This is a genomic window from Pseudomonas sp. SDO5215_S409, from assembly GCF_054071325.1.
In genome coordinates, this window is record NZ_JBSVWN010000019.1 from 13,090 (window position 1) to 31,765 (window position 18,676).

19 protein-coding genes are annotated in these 18,676 nt (G+C 63.5%); 11 read left to right on the forward strand and 8 right to left on the reverse strand.

From position 1 onward, the window contains the following. Positions 1–15: 15 nt before the first annotated feature. Positions 16–708 (reverse strand): ArsR/SmtB family transcription factor, encoded by a 693-nt coding sequence (locus tag ACW9H9_RS12220; protein WP_457343429.1) that lies wholly within the window; start codon positions 706–708, stop codon positions 16–18. Between the two features lie 138 nt (positions 709–846). Beyond that, complete coding sequence (locus tag ACW9H9_RS12225; protein ID WP_457343430.1) at positions 847–1,776, reverse strand: LysR family transcriptional regulator; 930 nt, start codon at positions 1,774–1,776, stop codon at positions 847–849. A 120-nt stretch (positions 1,777–1,896) separates the two neighbouring features. Here ACW9H9_RS12225 and ACW9H9_RS12230 point away from each other — a divergent pair, with 120 nt between their 5' ends. The 3 genes from ACW9H9_RS12230 (at position 1,897) to ACW9H9_RS12240 (ending at position 3,552) form a co-directional block, all read left to right on the forward strand. Further along, positions 1,897–2,190, forward strand: a complete 294-nt coding sequence (locus ACW9H9_RS12230) for a putative quinol monooxygenase (protein WP_457343431.1) — start codon at positions 1,897–1,899, stop codon at positions 2,188–2,190. A 22-nt stretch (positions 2,191–2,212) separates the two neighbouring features. Next, positions 2,213–3,226: a zinc-binding alcohol dehydrogenase family protein gene (locus ACW9H9_RS12235; RefSeq protein ID WP_457343432.1), complete on the forward strand. Its 1,014-nt coding sequence runs from the start codon at positions 2,213–2,215 to the stop codon at positions 3,224–3,226. 146 nt (positions 3,227–3,372) lie between these two features. Continuing rightward, complete coding sequence (locus ACW9H9_RS12240; protein ID WP_457343433.1) at positions 3,373–3,552, forward strand: hypothetical protein; 180 nt, start codon at positions 3,373–3,375, stop codon at positions 3,550–3,552. Between the two features lie 22 nt (positions 3,553–3,574). Here the strand turns inward: ACW9H9_RS12240 and ACW9H9_RS12245 are convergent, their stop codons facing one another. Together ACW9H9_RS12245 and ACW9H9_RS12250 are read right to left on the reverse strand one after the other, a co-directional pair. After that, positions 3,575–4,753: a Bcr/CflA family multidrug efflux MFS transporter gene (locus ACW9H9_RS12245; protein ID WP_457343434.1), complete on the reverse strand. Its 1,179-nt coding sequence runs from the start codon at positions 4,751–4,753 to the stop codon at positions 3,575–3,577. An 83-nt stretch (positions 4,754–4,836) separates the two neighbouring features. Beyond that, complete coding sequence (locus tag ACW9H9_RS12250; RefSeq protein WP_457343435.1) at positions 4,837–5,034, reverse strand: heavy-metal-associated domain-containing protein; 198 nt, start codon at positions 5,032–5,034, stop codon at positions 4,837–4,839. A 148-nt stretch (positions 5,035–5,182) separates the two neighbouring features. Between ACW9H9_RS12250 and ACW9H9_RS12255 the strand changes: the two genes are divergently transcribed. The 3 genes from ACW9H9_RS12255 to cueR all read left to right on the forward strand — a co-directional run bounded on the left by ACW9H9_RS12255 (position 5,183) and on the right by cueR (position 8,242). Continuing rightward, entirely contained in the window at positions 5,183–5,563 is a 381-nt protein-coding gene (locus ACW9H9_RS12255; protein ID WP_457343436.1) for a hypothetical protein, read from the forward strand. Positions 5,564–5,645: 82 nt separating this feature from the next. Next, on the forward strand, positions 5,646–7,844 hold the full coding sequence (locus ACW9H9_RS12260) for a heavy metal translocating P-type ATPase (RefSeq protein WP_457343437.1): 2,199 nt from the start codon (positions 5,646–5,648) through the stop codon (positions 7,842–7,844). Continuing rightward, positions 7,841–8,242, forward strand: coding sequence for a Cu(I)-responsive transcriptional regulator (cueR, locus tag ACW9H9_RS12265; RefSeq protein ID WP_457343439.1), 402 nt, complete (start codon positions 7,841–7,843; stop codon positions 8,240–8,242). The genes ACW9H9_RS12260 and cueR overlap by 4 nt, the downstream gene beginning before the upstream one ends. Before the next feature lie 43 nt (positions 8,243–8,285). Here cueR and ACW9H9_RS12270 read toward each other — a convergent pair whose 3' ends face one another. Both ACW9H9_RS12270 and ACW9H9_RS12275 read right to left on the reverse strand, forming a co-directional pair. Further along, the gene (locus ACW9H9_RS12270; RefSeq protein WP_457343440.1) at positions 8,286–9,185 is read right to left on the reverse strand and encodes a PA4780 family RIO1-like protein kinase; all 900 of its coding nucleotides are present in this window, start codon (positions 9,183–9,185) and stop codon (positions 8,286–8,288) included. A gap of 152 nt (positions 9,186–9,337) precedes the next feature. Continuing rightward, positions 9,338–10,615 carry an acetyl-CoA C-acetyltransferase gene (locus ACW9H9_RS12275; RefSeq protein ID WP_457343441.1) on the reverse strand — a complete coding sequence of 426 codons (1,278 nt, stop codon included), beginning with the start codon at positions 10,613–10,615 and terminating at the stop codon, positions 9,338–9,340. A 112-nt stretch (positions 10,616–10,727) separates the two neighbouring features. Here ACW9H9_RS12275 and ACW9H9_RS12280 point away from each other — a divergent pair, with 112 nt between their 5' ends. From ACW9H9_RS12280 to ACW9H9_RS12295, 4 genes are all read left to right on the forward strand, one after another. Further along, complete coding sequence (locus ACW9H9_RS12280; protein WP_457343442.1) at positions 10,728–12,080, forward strand: 3-oxoacyl-ACP reductase; 1,353 nt, start codon at positions 10,728–10,730, stop codon at positions 12,078–12,080. Between the two features lie 2 nt (positions 12,081–12,082). Then, a complete protein-coding gene (locus ACW9H9_RS12285) occupies positions 12,083–12,931 on the forward strand; it encodes a MaoC family dehydratase (RefSeq protein WP_457343443.1) in 849 nt (282 codons plus the stop codon). 294 nt (positions 12,932–13,225) lie between these two features. Beyond that, entirely contained in the window at positions 13,226–14,851 is a 1,626-nt protein-coding gene (locus ACW9H9_RS12290) for a collagen-like triple helix repeat-containing protein (protein WP_457343445.1), read from the forward strand. Between the two features lie 176 nt (positions 14,852–15,027). Beyond that, positions 15,028–16,710 carry a ShlB/FhaC/HecB family hemolysin secretion/activation protein gene (locus tag ACW9H9_RS12295; protein ID WP_457343447.1) on the forward strand — a complete coding sequence of 561 codons (1,683 nt, stop codon included), beginning with the start codon at positions 15,028–15,030 and terminating at the stop codon, positions 16,708–16,710. Positions 16,711–16,737: 27 nt separating this feature from the next. Here the strand turns inward: ACW9H9_RS12295 and ACW9H9_RS12300 are convergent, their stop codons facing one another. Together ACW9H9_RS12300 and ACW9H9_RS12305 are read right to left on the reverse strand one after the other, a co-directional pair. Next, the gene (locus tag ACW9H9_RS12300; RefSeq protein WP_457343448.1) at positions 16,738–17,151 is read right to left on the reverse strand and encodes a response regulator; all 414 of its coding nucleotides are present in this window, start codon (positions 17,149–17,151) and stop codon (positions 16,738–16,740) included. Between the two features lie 63 nt (positions 17,152–17,214). After that, a complete protein-coding gene (locus tag ACW9H9_RS12305) occupies positions 17,215–17,409 on the reverse strand; it encodes a Flp family type IVb pilin (protein WP_457343449.1) in 195 nt (64 codons plus the stop codon). A gap of 313 nt (positions 17,410–17,722) precedes the next feature. Here ACW9H9_RS12305 and cpaB point away from each other — a divergent pair, with 313 nt between their 5' ends. Beyond that, positions 17,723–18,658, forward strand: a complete 936-nt coding sequence (gene cpaB, locus ACW9H9_RS12310; RefSeq protein ID WP_457343450.1) for a Flp pilus assembly protein CpaB — start codon at positions 17,723–17,725, stop codon at positions 18,656–18,658. Positions 18,659–18,676 lie beyond the last annotated feature (18 nt).

Below are 18,676 nucleotides of genomic sequence, written 5' to 3' on the forward strand. Positions count from 1 at the left end.
ACGACGCCGCTGCGCTTAAGGGTGCTCGCAGGCGGCCAGTCGGGCGATTTCCTCGTGGCCCGCGGGGCTGATGTGCAGCGCCAGGGACTCATTGATCACGCTGGCCCACCCCGCCTGAATGAACAACTGCAACAACGCCGCGCCCAATGCACCGCCCAGGTGCGGTTGCTGCGCCCCCCAGTCAAGGCACTCGCACGCCAATGGCTGCGCCAGCGCCTGGGTGAAAATGCCCAGGCCCTCCAGTTTGCGGGCGCCCTTGGGCGTGACCTCGATGCGCAGCTCCCGGCCGTCGACCCAACCCGCCTTGAGCATGCGTTGATACAGCCGGGCCGCCAACTCGCCGCCCAGATGGCCCCGGCACACCCGGGCCTGACGCAGGGCGGTCGGCGCGACCAACGGCGGGCAAATCATCGGGCTGCTGCGCGCGGCGCTGGCCATGGTGGTGGTGGCCAGCGCGTTCACCGCCACGCTGACATCCGGCGCCGCCACGCGAAACAGCCGACGGCTGCCGTTCAGTTCCACGCGCAGCAGGCCGCCGGTGGCAAGTCGCAGCAAATGGGCCTTGGCCGACGCGGCCGATACCCCGGCGACCATGGCTAATTCATCGATGGGTTTGGCCGAACCGTCCATTAGCGCCCACAGCATTGCGGTGCGCTTGGGGTCGGCCAGCAAGGTGGCGATCTGACTGATACAAGGTGCGTGGTCCATGTGCTGATTCACTCCGTCGTGGGGCGTTTGCCTGCTGCAATTCGCGCAAAAGTATAAGCGTGAAAAACAGCGGTTCCGCCCCGTCTGACCGGGCGACACTGGACAGAAGCTGAAGGAAATTTCCTGGTTTTGCCGAGGTTAAAGCGTAGGCATTGATCGCTCCGGTAACTGCGCCGTCAATTTCGCACAGCGCGACACGAGCATCTCTCGCAACAGATTGATCGGCTTGCTCAGTTGCGCACGGTGCGCGCACAACAAATTGAGCGGCGTGCGCTCGCCCCGAAGCTCGGGCAACAGCAGGCGCAGGCGCCCAGCCAGCACATCAGTGCTCACGTCCAGCCAGGACTTGTAAGCGATGCCGACCCCAGCCACCGCCCAGCGGCGCACCACATCGGCATCGTCGCTGAAACGGTCGCCGCTCACGGTCAGGCCGAGTTCGCGCTTGCCGTCGTGAAAATTCCAATGGTCATGCACCCGGCCACCGAGCATGTACAGCAGGCAGTTGTGCTGGGCCAACTGCTCCAACTGGCGTGGCTCGCCATGGCGGGCCAGGTACTCGGGGGACGCGCACAGCACGCGCACGTTGTGCGGCGCGATGGGCAGTGCGATCAGGCTGGAGTCTTCCGGCTCGCCGTAGCGCAGGGCGATGTCCACTGGCTGGCGGAACAGGTCGGCAATCCGGTCACCCAATAACAAGCGCACGCCAAGGTTGGGGTATTCGCGCTGGAACGCGTCCAGCCAGGGCAACAACTGGTTACGGCCAAAGTCCGAGGGGGCCGACAATTGCAGCACGCCGCTGACCTGGTCCTGGCCGCTGGCAAGCAGTCGGCGGCCTTCATCCAGGCTGCTCAGGGCCGCCCGGGCGTACTCCAGAAACCCCTCGCCCTCGGCGGTCAGGCGCAGGCTGCGGGTAGAGCGCGCCAGCAAACGCGCGCCCAATTGCTGCTCGATGCGCTTCAAGGCCGCACTGGCCACGGCGGCCGACAGGTCCATGACCCGCGCCGCAGCGGACAGGCTGCCCAGGTCTGCGGCGCGTACAAACAACTGCAAATCATCAAAGCGCAGCACCGTGGATCACCGCCCATTATCAATAAAATGTTGAAAGAGACCTCTCTTTTAGCGGGTTTTATCTCTGAGAGAAATAGCCAATCATCTGTGCATCCCGTCATCACGCCTCAGGAGTCGAACATGTCCAACGCGTTTAACGTCATCGCCACGCTGATCGCCAAACCCGGCCAACACGCCACCCTGGAAAAACTGCTGCGCGAACTGCTAGAGCCGACCCGTGTCGAGCCCGGTTGCCAGCAATACGAACTGCACCAAGACCTGCAACACCCCGAAACCTTCTACATGCTCGAACGCTGGAGCGATGAGGCCGCGCTGGCCGACCACTACCAGAGCGTGCACGTTCAGCACTTTCGCGCCCAGGCCGCCGACGTGCTCGGGCATTTCGAGCTCAAGCGTCTGAAGTTTCTCGCCTGAATCCCGTCTTTTTGGAGTTTTCATGAAAGCCATTGCCTACTACACCTCCCTGCCGATCACCGATCCCCAGGCCCTGCAAGACATCGAACTGCCCGCGCCGGTCGCAGGCCCGCGTGAACTGCTGGTGGAAGTCAAAGCCATCTCCGTCAACCCGGTGGACACCAAAGTGCGCACCAACGTGGCCCCGGAAAACGGCGCCGCCAAAGTGCTGGGCTGGGACGTGGCCGGTGTGGTCAAGGCCGTGGGCAGTGAAGTGACGCTGTTCAAGGCCGGTGACAAGGTGTTTTACGCAGGATCCCTGGTACGCCCCGGCGGTAACAGCGAACTGCACACGGTGGACGAACGCATCGTTGGCCACATGCCCAAGAGCCTCGGCTTTGCCGACGCGGCCGCATTGCCGCTGACGGCTATCACGGCCTGGGAATTGTTGTTTGAACGCCTGCAAGTACGTGAAGGCCATGCCGATGAGGGCCAAAGCCTGCTGATCGTCGGTGCGTCGGGCGGTGTAGGCTCGATCCTCACCCAACTGGCCAAACAGCTGACCGGCCTGAAGGTCATCGGCACCGCCTCGCGCCCCGAAACCCAGGCCTGGGCCAAAGACCTGGGCGCCGACCTGGTGATCGACCACCGCCAGCCGCTGAGCGAAGCCTTAAAAGGCGCGGGCGTGGCGCAGGTGACGCACGTGGCCAGCCTGACCCAGACCGACCAGCACCTGGACCAACTGGTCGAAGCCCTGGCCCCGCAAGGCAAGCTGGCGCTGATTGATGACCCCAAGGCGCTGGACGTGAGCAAGCTCAAGCGCAAGAGCCTGTCGCTGCACTGGGAGTTCATGTACACCCGCTCGATGTTCGAGACGCCAGACATGATCGAACAACACCACCTGCTCAACCGCGTGGCGGGGCTGATCGACGCCGGCACCCTCAAAACCACGGTGGGGGAACACTTCGGCACGATCAATGCCCAGAACCTGCGCCGCGCCCATGCGCTGCTGGAAAGCGGCAAGGCCAAAGGCAAGATTGTGCTTGAAGGCTTCTAAAACAGGGCGCTTGGGGTGTCGTCCGTTATGCCTGTCGGCCACGGACGACACCGCTAGTCCGAGACTTGGTTCTTGTCATATTTGTAGGCGTATTCGGGTTTATATTGGCCGCCTTTGCCACGCAGTCTTACGTGAGGAAGTCCGCCATGAAGATTCTGATAAAAGCGTTAGCAAAATCCCACGGCAACAAATGGCAGGTCCGCCTGGATCACAATGCCTTTACCTTTCGCAGTGAAGCCGAAGCCCGCGCATTTGCCGACACCCTGCAAGCCCGCCTCCAGGCGCCCCATCACTTCCAAGACAGCCAGCAGCGCTCCGCTGGCTGAGCCTTGTCCAGCCCTGCGCCTGTCACGCGTGTTTGCGTTGCAGGCGCCGGGTCGCGGTAGCGATCGTCACCACCAATACGCCGCACAGGCTGATGACCATTGCCATCGGCATGGCCGTGCCGTCGTGCAACACGCCCACCAACGACGCCGCGCCCGCCGCCACGCCAAACTGAATGCAACCGAGCAATGCCGACGCGCTGCCCGCCCGTGCGCCCTGCCCACTCATGGCGCAGGCCGAGGTGTTGGGCAAAATGCAGCCCAGGCTCGCGATGCAAATAAACAGTGGCACCAACAAGGGCCACAAGGCTTCGGTGCGCCATGAGGCGACCAGCAGCAACGCCAGCGTGGCGAGCACATACACCCACACCGTGCGCGACAGCAAAAACGCCGGGCCGCGCTTGGCCAGCAAGCGGGCGTTCAATTGCGCCACCAGGGTAAAACCGGCGGCGTTGGAGCCAAACAGCCAGCCGTAGTGTTCGGGGGCCACGCCGTAGAGCTTGATAAACACGAAAGGCGAACCCGCGATGTAGGCAAACATCCCAGCAATCGCGATGCCGCCGGTCAGGGCGTACCCCAGGTACACCCGGTCCGACAGCAACCGACCGTACTGGCGCAACGCACCGGAGAGCGGCTGGCGCGGTTGGTCCGCCGGCAGACTTTCCGGCAACCCCACCACCACCGCGAGGGCCGCCAGCACGCTGAACACACTCAGCGCCAGGAAGATCGATTGCCAGCCATATGCCCCCACCATCACCCCGCCCGCCAGCGGTGCAAGGATCGGCGCCAGGCCGGTGACCAGCATCAGTTGGGAAAACACCTTGGCCGAGCCCACGGCGTCACATTTGTCGCTGACCACCGCCCGGGAAATCACCATGCCCGCACAGCCGCCCAGCGCCTGCACGAAGCGGGCGCCAATCAGCCAGTCGAGCGTGGGCGCGTAGGCGCAGGCAAAGGACGCCAGGGTGAACAGAGTCACGCCGCTCAGCAGTGGCCCGCGTCGGCCAAAGCGGTCGGCCAGCGGCCCGTAGATCAGTTGACCAATGGCCAACCCCGCGAAATATACCGCCAAGGTCAGCTGGACATGTTTTTCGTCGGTGGCAAACGCTTGGGCAATGGCCGGGAAACCCGGCAGGTAAAAGTCGATCGCCAGCGGCGCAAAGGCGCTCAAGGCGCCCAGAATCAGGATTATGCGAAGGTTCATCAGGCATCCATGTAAGTCGGCAGCGCGACAGTTTAGCCGGGCCTGGATGCCTTGAACATTACGTTAGCTCGCTAACTATCGAATCAAGCCAGGTTGACGCTGTAGCCCTCTTCGCTGATCAGGCCGATGATTTCCTGCGCCGACAGCTGGCTTTCAACCCCCACTTCCCCAGCAGCGAGGTCGACCTTGACGCTGGCGACCGGGTCTTTGCCCTGCACCGCCTGGGTGACGGCACGGACGCAGTGGCCGCAGGTCATTCCTTGCACTTTAAATGTTTGCATGACATGTCTCCTGTTGATGAGGTTGCCCGCAGTCTCGACCTTGCCCCCGTGGCAAGGTCAAGCGCTGAAAAAACCTGCCGGGCTGGTATTCATCTGCGCGCTCGGCCAAGCTTCACCTCACCACGATGTCCCCCTCGGAGAATCCGCCATGCGTCGGTCGTTGTTTGCTCTTGTCAGCTTGATAAGCGTCTGTGTTGCGGCGCCCATGGCCAGCGCCGCTGAAGACTATGCGGTGCTGATCATTTCCCGGGAGCGCCTGGAGGTGCCGACCAACTGCGAGATCGGCCTGTATATCCAGGACCAGTTGGCCGGGCGGCTGTTTCAGGAGCAGGCCACCTCGTTCAACTTGCCGGCCGGGAACGTTTCGCTGCGCCTCAAATTGCTGCCGGGCCAAACCCCGGGTTGCCAACCGGGCCTGCTCGCGCCGCCCGCGCAAAACATCACGTTGAAGGCCGGTGACGTGCGTAAGCTGCGCATCGCCCTGGGGCCAGACGGCATGTACCTCAAACCTGCCGCCCTGGAATATTGAAACAGCCTACAAAAAAAGAGCCTTGACCTTACCTTAGGGTCAAGGTTGATCCTACGGGCAACTTCTCTTGGAGCGCTGCCCGATGACCTTATCCACCTCCTTCGATCTGCCCATCAGCGGCATGACGTGCGCCAGCTGCGCAGGCCGGGTCGAGCGCGCGCTGGGCAAAGTGCCTGGCGTGCAGCGTGTCAGCGTCAACCTGGCCAACGAACGGGCCCACGTCGACGTGCTCGGGCCCATGGACCCGGCAGTATTAATCGCCGCCGTCGACAAGGCGGGCTACACCGCCACCCTGACGCAGAGCCCAACCACCAGCGAGGCCGACCAACAGCAACGCTTGCGCCATGAGCGCGGCGCGGTCTTGCTCGCGGTGCTGCTGGCGCTGCCACTGGTCGCGCCCATGCTGGTGGAGCCCTTTGGCCTGCACTGGATGCTCCCCGCCTGGGTGCAATTTCTGCTGGCCACCCCGGTGCAGTTCATCCTGGGTGCGCGTTTTTACATTGCGGCCTGCAAAGCGGTGCGCGCCGGGGCTGGCAACATGGACCTGCTGGTGGCCATCGGCACCAGCGCCGGTTACGGCCTGAGCCTTTACCAATGGCTCACCGCCCCGGCGGGCAGCATGCCGCACTTGTATTTCGAGGCCTCTGCCGTGGTGATTGCCCTGGTGCTGCTGGGCAAATACCTGGAAAGCCGCGCCAAGCGCCAGACCGCCAGCGCCATTCGCGCACTTGAAGCCCTGCGCCCGGAGCGGGCGATTCAGGTGGTCGATGGCCGCGAACACGACGTGGCCATCAGCGCGCTGAAGCTCAATGACCTGGTGCTGGTCAAACCCGGCGAGCGTTTTCCAGTGGACGGTGAAGTGATCGAAGGCCAGAGCCACGCCGATGAAGCGTTGATCAGCGGGGAAAGCCTGCCGGTGCCCAAGCAGCCCGGTGATACCGTCACCGGCGGCGCCATCAATGGCGAAGGCCGTTTGTTGGTGCGCACCCGGGCGCTGGGCGCAGAAAGCGTGCTGGCGCGGATCATCCGCCTGGTCGAAGACGCCCAGGCCGCCAAGGCGCCGATCCAGAAGCTGGTGGATAAAGTCAGCCAAGTGTTTGTGCCTGCCGTGCTGGTGCTGGCCTTGCTCACACTGGTGGGCTGGTGGTTGCACGGCGCGCCGCTGGAAACCGCGCTGATCAATGCCGTGGCGGTATTGGTGATCGCGTGCCCGTGCGCCTTGGGCCTCGCCACACCGACCGCGATCATGGCCGGCACCGGCGTGGCCGCCCGCCACGGGATTTTGATCAAGGACGCCCAAGCTCTGGAACGCGCCCATGAAGTGAGCGCAGTGGTCTTCGACAAAACCGGCACGCTGACCTCTGGCGCCCCTAAAATTGCACATTTGGCGGCCGTGGACGGCGATGAAGCGTTCCTGCTGCAACTGGCTGGCGCCCTGCAGCGCGGCAGTGAACACCCGCTGGCAAAAGCGGTGCTGGAGGCTTGCGCCGAACGCGGTTTGCGCGTGGCCGACGTGAGCGCCAGCCAGTCCCTGACCGGGCGCGGCATTGCCGGCACCCTCGACGGCCGGCAACTGGCCCTGGGCAATCGCCGCCTGCTGGACGAAACCGCCCTGGCGCCAGGCCCACTGGCAGCGTCCGCCACCGCCTGGGAAGCCGAAGGCCGTACCTTGTCCTGGCTGATCGAAAAAGCCCCGCACGCGCGGGTGCTGGGCCTGTTTGCCTTTGGCGACACGTTAAAGCCAGGCGCGCTGGACGCGGTGCGCCAACTCAAGGCGCAGCGCATCAGTAGCCACCTGTTGACCGGCGACAACCGCGGCAGTGCGCAGGTGGTGGCCCAGGCCTTAGGGATCGAGGATGTGCACGCCGAGGTGCTGCCCGCCGACAAGGCCGCCGCGGTGGGCACGCTTAAAAAGACGGGCGTGGTGGCCATGGTCGGTGACGGCATCAACGACGCCCCGGCCCTGGCGGCGGCCGACATCGGCATCGCCATGGGCGGCGGCACCGACGTGGCGATGCACGCGGCGGGGATCACGCTGATGCGCGGCGATCCACGCCTGGTGCCCGCAGCGCTGGACATCAGCCGCAAGACCTATGGGAAAATTCGACAGAATTTGTTCTGGGCGTTTGTGTATAACCTCATCGGCATCCCGCTGGCCGCCTTTGGCCTGCTGAACCCGGTACTGGCGGGGGCCGCGATGGCGCTGTCCAGCGTCAGCGTGGTGAGCAATGCCCTGCTGTTGAAAACCTGGAAACCGAAGGACCTGGAGAAGCCTCAATGAATATCGGCCAAGCGGCACGCCACAGCGGCCTGAGCGCCAAGATGATTCGTTATTACGAGTCCATCGGCCTGCTTAAAGCAGCCCATCGCACCGACAGCGGCTACCGCGTGTACAGCGACGACGACTTGCACACCCTGGCGTTTATCAAGCGCTCGCGCGACCTGGGGTTTTCACTGGAGGAAGTCGGCAAGCTGCTGGCGCTGTGGCAAGACCGCCAACGCGCCAGCGCCGACGTGAAGGCGCTGGCGTATCAGCACATCGAAGCGTTGAACCAGAAGATTCGTGAACTGGGGCAACTGCGCGACACGTTGCAGGACCTGGTGGAGCACTGCCAGGGCGATCACCGCCCCGACTGCCCGATTCTCAAGGAATTGGCATCGGGCACCTGCTGCGCCTGATGCGGGCATCGTTCCCACCCGCGTGGGAACGGTCAGCCGCGCGTTATTGCATCCACGGCGGCGTCGGCGGTTCTTGCGACGCTTTGCTCGGCGGTGCGTCATCGGCCGCACGGATCGCCTGGCGACGCTCTTCATCCAGGCGCGCCGCCTCGATCTCGCGCATCACCCCGCCCACATCGGCCAGCTCTTCTGTCTCTTCGAACTCGCCCGTCAGCACGCTACCCGGGTGCAAGGTGCCAGCCTCATACAGGGCCCACATTTCTTTGGCGTAGCGGGTCTTTTTAAGCTCCGGCGCAAAACGCCCGAAGTACGCCGCCATGTTGCCCACGTCCCGCTCCAGCATGCTGAACGCGTGGTTGTTCCCTGCCGCATCCACCGCTTGCGGCAGGTCAATGATGACCGGGCCGGTCGGCGTCAACAGCACGTTGAACTCGGACAGGTCGCCGTGCACCAGGCCGGTACACAACATCAGCACGATCTGGGCGATCAGGAAGGCGTGGTATTCACGCGCCTGGTCCGGCTCCAGCACCACGTCGTTCAAACGAGGGGCAGCGTCGCCGTACTCGTCGGCCACCAGTTCCATGAGCAGCACGCCTTCCAGGAAGTCGTACGGCTGAGGCACGCGCACGCCCGCGCCCGCCAGGCGGAACAAAGCCGCCACTTCGGCGTTCTGCCAGGCGTCTTCGGCTTCTTTCTTGCCGTACTTGGAGCCCTTGGCCATGGCGCGGGCCTGACGGCTGTTACGCACCTTGCGGCCTTCCTGGTATTCGGATGCCTGACGAAAACTTCGTTTATTCGCCTCCTTGTAGACCTTGGCGCAACGTAACTCTTTGCCGCAGCGCACCACGTAAACAGCTGCTTCTTTACCACTCATGAGTGGGCGCAGCACCTCGTCGACCAGACCGTCCTCGATCAGGGGTTCAATGCGTTTAGGAGTCTTCATCAGCTTTTATCAGGGGTCCTTTATTACCAAACAGACGTGTGGCACTCGTTATACGGCAATCCTCGCGTCTCGGGGAGAGGCAGCCGGCCTTCACGCCATCGGGAATGCATCCAATATGCCAATTTGCATCGGCGGGCCGATCATAGCCGAGATCAACGCTCAATGATCGCCGTCACGCCCTGACCGCCCGCCGCGCAGATCGAGATCAGGCCGCGGCCCTTGCCTGCGGCGTCCAGCAGCTTGGCCAGGTTGGCGACGATACGCCCGCCCGTCGCGGCAAACGGGTGCCCGGCGGCCAATGAACTGCCCTTGACGTTGAGGCGGCTGCGGTCGATGGCCCCCAGCGGCGCGTCCAAGCCCAGGCGCGTCTTGCAGTAGTGCGCATCCTCCCAGGCCTTGAGCGTGCACAACACTTGGGCTGCGAATGCTTCGTGGATCTCGTAGTAATCGAAGTCTTGCAGCGTCAGACCGTTCCTAGCCAGCAAGCGCGGCACGGCATACACCGGCGCCATCAACAGGCCTTCGGCGCCGTTGACGAAGTCCACCGCCGCCGCTTCGCCATCGCGCAAGTAGGCGAGCACCGGCAAGCCCCGCGCGTTGGCCCATTCTTCGCTGGCGAGCAATACCAGGGACGCCCCGTCGGTGAGCGGCGTCGAGTTGCCCGCCGTGAGGGTGCCTTGTTCGCTGCGCTCGAATGCAGGCTTGAGGCTGGCGAGTTTTTCCAGGGTCAGGTCGGGGCGCAGGTTGTTGTCACGGGTCAGACCCAGAAACGGGGTGAGCAGGTCGTTGTGCCAGCCCTCGGCGTAGGAAGCGGCCAGGTTCTGATGGCTTTGCAGGGCCAACTGGTCCTGCTCCTGGCGGGGGATGTGCCAGGTCTGAGCCATTAATTCACAGTGCTCGCCCATGGACTTGCCGGTGCGCGGCTCACCGTTGCGCGGCAATTGCGGCTTGAGGTGATGGGGGCGAAGTTGTAACAGGATTTTGATCCTATCCCCCATAGACTTGGCGCGATTGGCCCGCAACAGGATCTTGCGCAGCCCCTCGTTGACACCGATGGGGGCGTCGGACGTCGTGTCCACGCCACCGGCTATCGCGCAGTCGATCTGGCCCAGCGCGATCTTGTTCGCCACCAGTAACGCGGCCTCCAGGCCGGTGCCGCAGGCTTGTTGAACGTCGTAGGCCGGGGTTTGCGGCGACAGGCGCGAGCCCAGCACGCATTCGCGCGTGAGGTTGAAGTCCCGCGAGTGCTTGAGCACTGCACCGGCCGCCACTTCGCCGATGCGCAGGCCGTGCAGATTGTAGCGCTCGATCAGGCCCTCCAGGGCGGCGGTCAGCATCGCCTGGTTGCTCGCGGTGGCGTACGGGCCATTGGAACGGGCGAAAGGAATGCGGTTACCGCCAATGATCGCTACACGGCGCAATTGAGTCATGAAAGCCTCCCTGATGGGTGTAGGTGGAATCATCAGCCTAGCCTAGGCTGATCGAACGACTGCCACCCCGGGGTGGTCAACCGTTTGAACCCCAGTACTCGGAGAGCGTTCCATGTCTGACCGTTATATCGACTTCGCCAACTCAAGCCTCGGCCATCGCCTGGTCGGCGCCCTTGGCCTGCCGTCGCCGGTGCGGCTGGAACGCTGGCAAGCGGGGCGCCTGCGCCCGGTCGAGGGTGCGCTGCTGATCGGCGGCGGCCCGCTGGCGGGCCAGGTCCTGGCGTTTGGCCAAAAACTGACCGACGCCATTTACAGCTACGGCGCCGAGCCTTCCGACGCGCCCGCCTGGATTCCCGGCCACGGCCCTAAACTCAAAGCCGTGGTGTTCGACGCCAGCCACCTGCAGCACACCGACCAGCTCAAACAGCTGCGCGAATTCTTTCAACCACTGCTGAAAAATCTCGCGCCCAGCGCACATTTGGTGGTGCTTGGCCGAGCGCCGCAGGGCCTGCGCGACCCGTTTGCCGCCAGTGCCCAACGCGCCCTGGAAGGCTTCAGCCGTTCGCTGGCCAAAGAGCTGCGCGGCGGCGGCACCTTGCAACTGCTGTACGTGGGCGAGGGTGCCGAGGCGCAGTTGGAGGGTGCGCTGCGGTTTTTCCTGTCGCCCAAAAGCGCTTATATCTCGGGCCAGGTGCTGCACCTGAGCGCCTGCGCCACCCAGGTCACCGACTGGACCCGCCCGCTCGCCGGGCGCAAGGCCCTGGTCACCGGCGCCGCCCGAGGCATTGGGGCGGCCATCGCCGAAACCCTGGCCCGCGACGGTGCGCAGGTGATCCTGCTGGACGTGCCCCAGGCCAAGGCCGACCTCGACGCCCTGGCCGCCCGCCTCGGCGCGCGCACCATCGCCCTGGATATTTGCGCGGACGACGCCAGCACCCAACTGATCGAACACTTGCCGGACGGCGTCGACATTGTGGTGCACAACGCGGGCATTACCCGCGACAAGACTCTGGCCAACATGACGCCGGAATACTGGGACGCGGTGCTGGCCGTCAACCTCAAGGCGCCGCAAGTGCTGACCCAGGCGCTACTGGACAGCGGCGCCTTGCACGACAACGGCCGCGTCATTGTGCTGGCGTCCATCAGCGGCATCGCCGGCAACCGCGGGCAAACCAACTACGCCGCGAGCAAAGCCGGGTTGATCGGCCTGGCGCAGGCCTGGGCGCCGCTGCTGGGCGAGCGTGGTATCAGCATTAATGCCGTTGCGCCCGGGTTTATCGAAACGCAAATGACGGCGCACATTCCCTTCGCCCTGCGCGAAGCAGGGCGGCGCATGAGCTCGCTGGGCCAGGGAGGGTTGCCTCAGGACGTGGCCGAGGCGGTGGCCTGGCTCGGCCAGCCAGGCTCGGGGGCCGTCAGCGGGCAAGCGCTGCGGGTGTGTGGGCAAAGTCTACTGGGAGCGTAAGCATGGAGTGGCACACACTGAGCAACCCGCCGTTTTTACCGCCGTTGTATTGGCGGGCAGCGCTCAAGCGCAACGTCACCGGCACCACGCGGCCCCAGACGGGCCTGCGCTGCCGGGTGCTGGTCAATCCTGCCGAGGTCGCGGCCTATCGCAAGGTTTGCGGGTTTGCCGACAGCCCGATATTGCCCGCGACCTACCCTCACCTGCTTGCCTTCGGGCTGCAGATGCAATTGCTCACCCGGGATGATTTTCCGTTCCCGCTGTTGGGGCTCATCCACCTGAACAATCGCATCCGCGTATTGCGCCCGCTGGGCGGGGTGAGTGCGCTGACGGTCGGGGTGTATGCCCACAACCTGCGCCCTCACGCCAAGGGCGTGAACTTTGATGTGATCACCGTTGTCGAGGATGCACTGGGCCCGCTGTGGGAGGCCGAAAGCCGCATGCTGCGCCGTGGCGTGAAAGGTGAGGGCTCGCCCGCTGATGCCGCCTTGCCCACGCCTGCGCGCGTCAGTGAACTGACCCGCTGGAGCGCCTCTGCCGACATCGGGCGCCGCTACGCCCGCGTGTCCGGCGATTACAACCCGATTCACTTGAGCGCGCTCACCGCCAGACTGTTCGGCTTCCCCCAGGCCATCGCCCATGGCTTGTGGAACACGGCGCGCACACTGGCGGCCCTGGGTGACCACTTGCCGGCCGCCAATGTCGAGATTGAAGTGGCGTTTAAAAAGCCGGTGCGCTTGCCCGGTGACGTGATCTTATTGGCCAGTGCTGCCGGTTCCAGCGGGGAACTGCAACTAAAAAGTCCCGACGACATTGAACACATGGTGGGATGTTGGCGGCCTGTCGCCTGATAAATTGTATATATACAACTTAAGTGATAGCGGGCGTTCCATAGCCCGCTAACTTTATCAACTGATTGATTTATAACACCTCCCTTCTTTTAGCCTGCGCTTGCTTATACCCAAGGTATTAATCAGTAAGCCGACCGCGCCTGGGTGTATATAAGTTGTTAATACCAAGTTGAGCGTTGTGACACTGCACGGCCTGGCGTGTGATAGCCCTTACCGGACGAATGTATCGCTGGCCTTTAGAAACAGCGGACTTCGAGAACAACAAAGGCTGTACCAGGTGCAAGGAAATCAATCATGAAAACTCAAGTCGTGTTTTGGAAAGCAAGTACCGCGCTGGCCCTGATTCTGGCAATGAGCCTCGGTGGCTGCAGCAGCGGTGGTGGTGGGCATCACAGCAGTGTGGCAGCGTCTTCTCCGGATGCTGGCGCAGGCGGCAGCGCAGGTGGCGACGGTTCAGGTGGCGGCACCGGCGGTGGAACAGGTGGCGGCACGGGAGGTGGCACCGGCGGCGGGACAGGTGGTGGTACGGGCGGTGGTACGGGCGGTGGCACTGGCGGCGGGACAGGTGGTGGTACGGGCGGCGGCACTGGCGGCGGTACGGGCGGTGGTACAGGTGGTGGCACGGGCGGCGGCACCGGTTCGACTACTACGCCGCTGGTCACAGGCCAGATCGCCGGCGTGGTAGGCAACACGGTGGGTAACGTGGGGGCCGCCGTCGGTGACCTCGGGTCGGTCGTTGCAGGCGTGCCGATCGTCGGCACCACCGCAAGCGGACTAGTCACCGCCACCGGCAATGCCGTCACCAGCATCGGGACAGGCGTCACCAGTGGGCTGGGCAGCCTCGGCACCGACAGCAACTCGTTGGGCAAAACCGTTGCGGGCGTCGCCAATGGCGTGGCCGATCTGGGCGATGGCGTTTCGGCCACCGGCAAGTCCCTGGCCACCACGCTGGGCGGCGTGCCCGTAGTGGGTGGCGTGGGCGGTGTCGCTGGAGGTGTGGTGGATAAAGTCGGCCAGGCCGTGACCATGCTCGGCGACACCCTGAGCACCGCAAGCACCACGGGCCCGCTGGGTTCTGTCACCAACACAGTGGGCAAAAGCGTGCTGGTGCCTGTGGTGTCGCTGGTGGAAAACACCACCGGCAACCTCGGCAAGGCCACAGGCTTGGGCAGCCCGGTCAACGGTGTGCTGGATAAAGTCGGCGCCACCGTGGCAGGGCTGGGCGGCCAGGTATCGGGGGCCGGTGGCTCGGGCAACCCTGTGACCACCCTGGTGGGCGGCGCGCTGGGTAACGTGGGCAGCGTGCTGGATAAATCCGGCGGTTATGTGGCCACACCGGGCGGCGCGTCGGCCCCGGGCTTGCCTGAACTGGTGGGTGGCATCATTGCCAACGTCGGCGGCGGCCTGAATGCGGGCAACACCAACGGCACCATCAGTGCGGCCGGCGTCACCGGCGGTACGGCGGGCAATACCGTCGCCTCGCTGGGCACCCTCATTGGCGGCAACGGCGTGGCCAACACCGCGGCCAGTGCGCCACTGGCAGGCCTTGCAACCAACGTTGGCGCAGCGTTGAACCCTGTGACCTCAGGCGTTGCCAGCCTGACCCAAAACATCGGCGCCACCACGGGCCTGGGTGCTCCGGTCAACGGCCTGGTGACACAAGTGGGCGGCGCCGTCGGCAGCCTGGGCACCAACCTGACTGCCGCCAACGCCAACCCGGTCACCAATGCCTTGGGCACCACCGTGACCGCCGTGGGCAACACCGTGGGCTCGGTGGGTGGGCTGGTCACCGGCGGCAACGCCAGCGGGGGTGGCTTGTTGGGTGGTTTGAACGTGGGCGCCAGTGCTTCGGGTAGTGCAAACGCAAGTACCGGCGGCGGTCTGGGTGGTGTGTTGAACGGCCTGACCGGCAAAAAATAGAATTGCACCTGGCCGATTAGACGGCCTCCCCTACAGCGCCTACGCTTGGTTGAGACGAGAGATTCCAATGAGTCTCTCGTCTTTTTTATGGGCCGTTGAACGGCCAGCCCGAACGCGTCCCAGAACCCGGCGGGCCCCTGCCAAACGCGGCTGCAGTCTTGACCATGGAGTGTCCTATGCGCGCTTTGACGCCTCTGCTTTTGCTGACCCTCAGCGCTTACGTCCGGGCCGAGACGCTGCCCAGCTTTCTCAACGGCAACGACACCATCCGCACCTTGCCGGTGCCCAACCTGCCCGCCGATGCCTACCGGCCGGTCACACCGCAAACCCAGGTCCCCGAGGCCGCCCCTACGCAGGGGCAGCCGCTGTTGATGGACACCAAGGTGACCATCCGCAAACTGCAGATCGACGGCGGGACGGTCTACCCGCTCAAAGACGTGGCGCAGGTGTTCGAGCCGCTGATCGGGCGTGAAACCAACCTCGCCCAACTGATCGAGGCCACCCGCAGCATCACCCGCCGCTATCAACAAGACGGCTACCTGTTGTCCTACGCGTTTTTGCCCGAGCAACGCTTTGAAAACGGCCTGGTACGCGTCGTCCTCGTCGAAGGCTTCATCAAGGATTACAACGTGCAGGGCGACATCGGCGCCGTGTCGGCTTACGTCGACAAACTGGCCGACAAACTGCTCGCCGAACGCCCGCTGACCCGCAAGACATTCGAGCGCTACACCACCCTGATGGGCCGCATTCCCGGCGTGACGTTGCAGGCGCAAGTACCGCCGCCGGGCACGACCGACGGTGGCACGCACATGCACATTACGGCCTCGCGCAAACCGTTCACCTCCAGCATGAGCCTGGTGGACAACAGCCGAGGCGGCCTGCAAGCGCTGCTGACCGGCACCAGCAACTCGCAGACCGCCGTGGGTGAGCAACTTAGCCTCAGCGGCCTGTTCCCGCCCGGCCACGACAAAGAACACTACTACCGCCTGGGCTACAGCCAGTTCATCAACGCCGAGGGCAGCCAACTGGTGCTCAACGCCGAACGCTACCGCGCCGACCCGCGCAGCAACGTGCAACTGGATGGCGGCTTCGAGCTCAAGCCTCACCAGAAGGTCGACCGCTACTCCATCGGCCTGAGCCACCCCTTGATCGCCTCGCCCACCGAGTCACTGACCCTGGGCACCCGGCTCTACGCCGTGGACCAGACCACCCGCTATCAATTGGTGGGGTTCCCCAACCGTTTCGACCTCCAAACCGACCTGCGCGCGCTGGCCTTCGAAGGCGACTGGCGCAAGAGCAACGACCGGCAATTGCGCATCCTCAGCGCAGGCCTGTACCAGGGCATCAACGGCCTGGGCGCCAGGACCCGCAGTGACTTCGAAGGGCAACAGCCAGACCTGGACTTCTTCCGGCTGCGCGTGTCCGGCGTGCAGAGCGACAAATTCTTCGACAACTGGCAAGGCGTGCTCTCGGCCGCGCTCTACTGGAGCCGCGACACCCTACCCGACAGCGAACGCGCCACCTTTGGCGGGCAGAACTTCGGCCGCGGCTACCCCGACGATCAAGGCTCGGGCGATAAAGGCTGGGGGGTGGCGTATGAGGTCAACTACAGCTTCAACCGCGCAGGCGACTGGGTAAAAGTCCTGCAACCCTACGTGGTACTGGACCGCGCCAAGACCTGGTTCAACGACCTGCCGGTCAAGGGCAACGACATGTCATCGGCGGCCGTAGGCCTGCGCTTTGGCGACAACAAGTACTACAACGTCGCACTGGAAGCCGCCAAACCCATGTCGGACATGGCGCTGGACAGCTTCAACCGACGCCCCCGCTACACCCTCAGCTTCAGTTATCAGCTCTGAGAACAGCGGCAAGCTGACACTTGCCGCTTAAAACCGCCCCCTTCCCTCTGCCCTCAACGGAAACAAGTTGTTGAGCGTATCGATCAACCGCACCAGGTAGATGGGCTTTCGGAACAGGTCCAGCACCTGCAAGCGCAGCATGTCGCTCACATCATCCATCTCGGCATGACCGGACATCACGATAACCGGCAGGTGTTGGCGGGCGGTGTGTTCGCGCAGGCGCTTGATCAGCGAGATACCGCTTTCCTCGGGCATGCGCAGGTCGGTGATGACCAGCGCGATGTCGGGGTGCAGGGTGAGTTCTTGGAGGGCGAAGGTGACGGAGGTGGCGGTGAAACACACGAATCCCTCGTTTTCGAGGGATTCGGCCAGTTCGACAAGGGCGTCCTCTTCGTCGTCCACCAAAAGGATTTGTTGCCGGAGAGACGAAGAGGCACTCATTAAAAATACCTGATGGTAAATAGGCGCATCAGTGTAGCGGGGATTGCGAATGCTCGGTGTGAATCAGGTAGAGGTGATGCTGTTCTTGATGGAGGTAAACAGCGCGCTGACTTTGGTTGAAATGGGCGTCATGAAAACCCCCAGCACTACCGCGCACATCGCCGCGACAATGGCATATTCAATCCCGGACGCCCCTTCCTTGCGGTAGGACAGAATCTGGATTTGGATGAATACCTTGCGAATCAGGTCAACGATCATAATGACTTCTCCTACGCGCTTATGCGCCGATCCAGCGGTGTTGCAAAATGATTCCGGTGTGCCACTAGAGCATTGTCAACAAACTCCATACCAACAACTGTAAGAACGTATTAATCACAAAGCATTAGCCCTCTCATGGCGCCAGAATTTCGGCTCTCTCGCCACGCCGCGCAGATATTTTGCGCGCGGTAATGGCATTTCGTCCTAGCTGGACTACCTTCAAATAGCGAAATAGTTAGAGGTTCCCAGCAAACTGCTTGCGCAAGAACTCGTAGGAAATTGCAGTGAGTTAAGCGGGAAAGGGAGAGCCTTCATGAACAGCCGCATCAGCTTGATCCTGGCCGGGTTGCTTTTAGTCGGAGCACTCATTGCCGCTTATTGGGGACTGGTTCTCAGCAGTCCCGTCTCGGTCGCCCCACCCGTTGTGCAACCTGCTGCCGTTACGCAGAATTTCGCCGTTGTGGAAGATCAGACCCGCCAGCCTGTGGTGGTTTTGGCACACGATGTTGCGCCCTTTGTACCGCTTGTCGCCGAAGATCTGGTCCTTGAAAAACTGCTGACAGCACCCGCTGGCAGCTTGACCCGCGTGGATATGGCCGTGGGCAAAATACCGTGGCGGCCGCTGTCGGCCGGCACGTGGTTGACAGAAGACAGCTTTAACTCAGGCGGCACGCTGGCCCGGATGATCCGGCCGGGCGAGCGGGCGCTCGCCGTTGCAGTGGACGAGGTGATCGGTGCGGGCGGGCAACTGAGCCCTGGCGATTACGTCGATGTTTTGCTGTTTTTGCGCCAGGAAGCCAATAACCCGCAGCAATCTGCGCAGATCGTCATACCTGCCCTGCGCCTGTTGAGCGTCGGCGACCAGTTGGGGCTGACCAACGATGGCACTCCAGGCTCAAAGCCTGCGACAACACCGGAAGAAAAAGCCAAGCAGCTACAAAGTCGCGCCGGTGCTCGTACGGTGACATTGGCGGTGCCGGAGCAACTGCTGAGTCGACTGATGCTTGCGGCTCAATCGGGCGTACTGCGCCTGGCGGTGCGCAGTGCCGACGAGCAGTTGTTGAGTCAGTACTGGGCCGGGGAAACCAACGCCGCTGCCAACCTGGAGAACGCCAAGCGTGAGCTTTATCAATTCAATCAACTGGCATTCAGCCCCCCGCCGGTCAGCGGCGTGAATCCCGCAGCGGGAGGCGCGGGCGCACGGCGCTCGGGTGTCGAAGTGATACGTGGCAACCAGGTTACTCAATAAACGCCCTGAAAAAAGAGC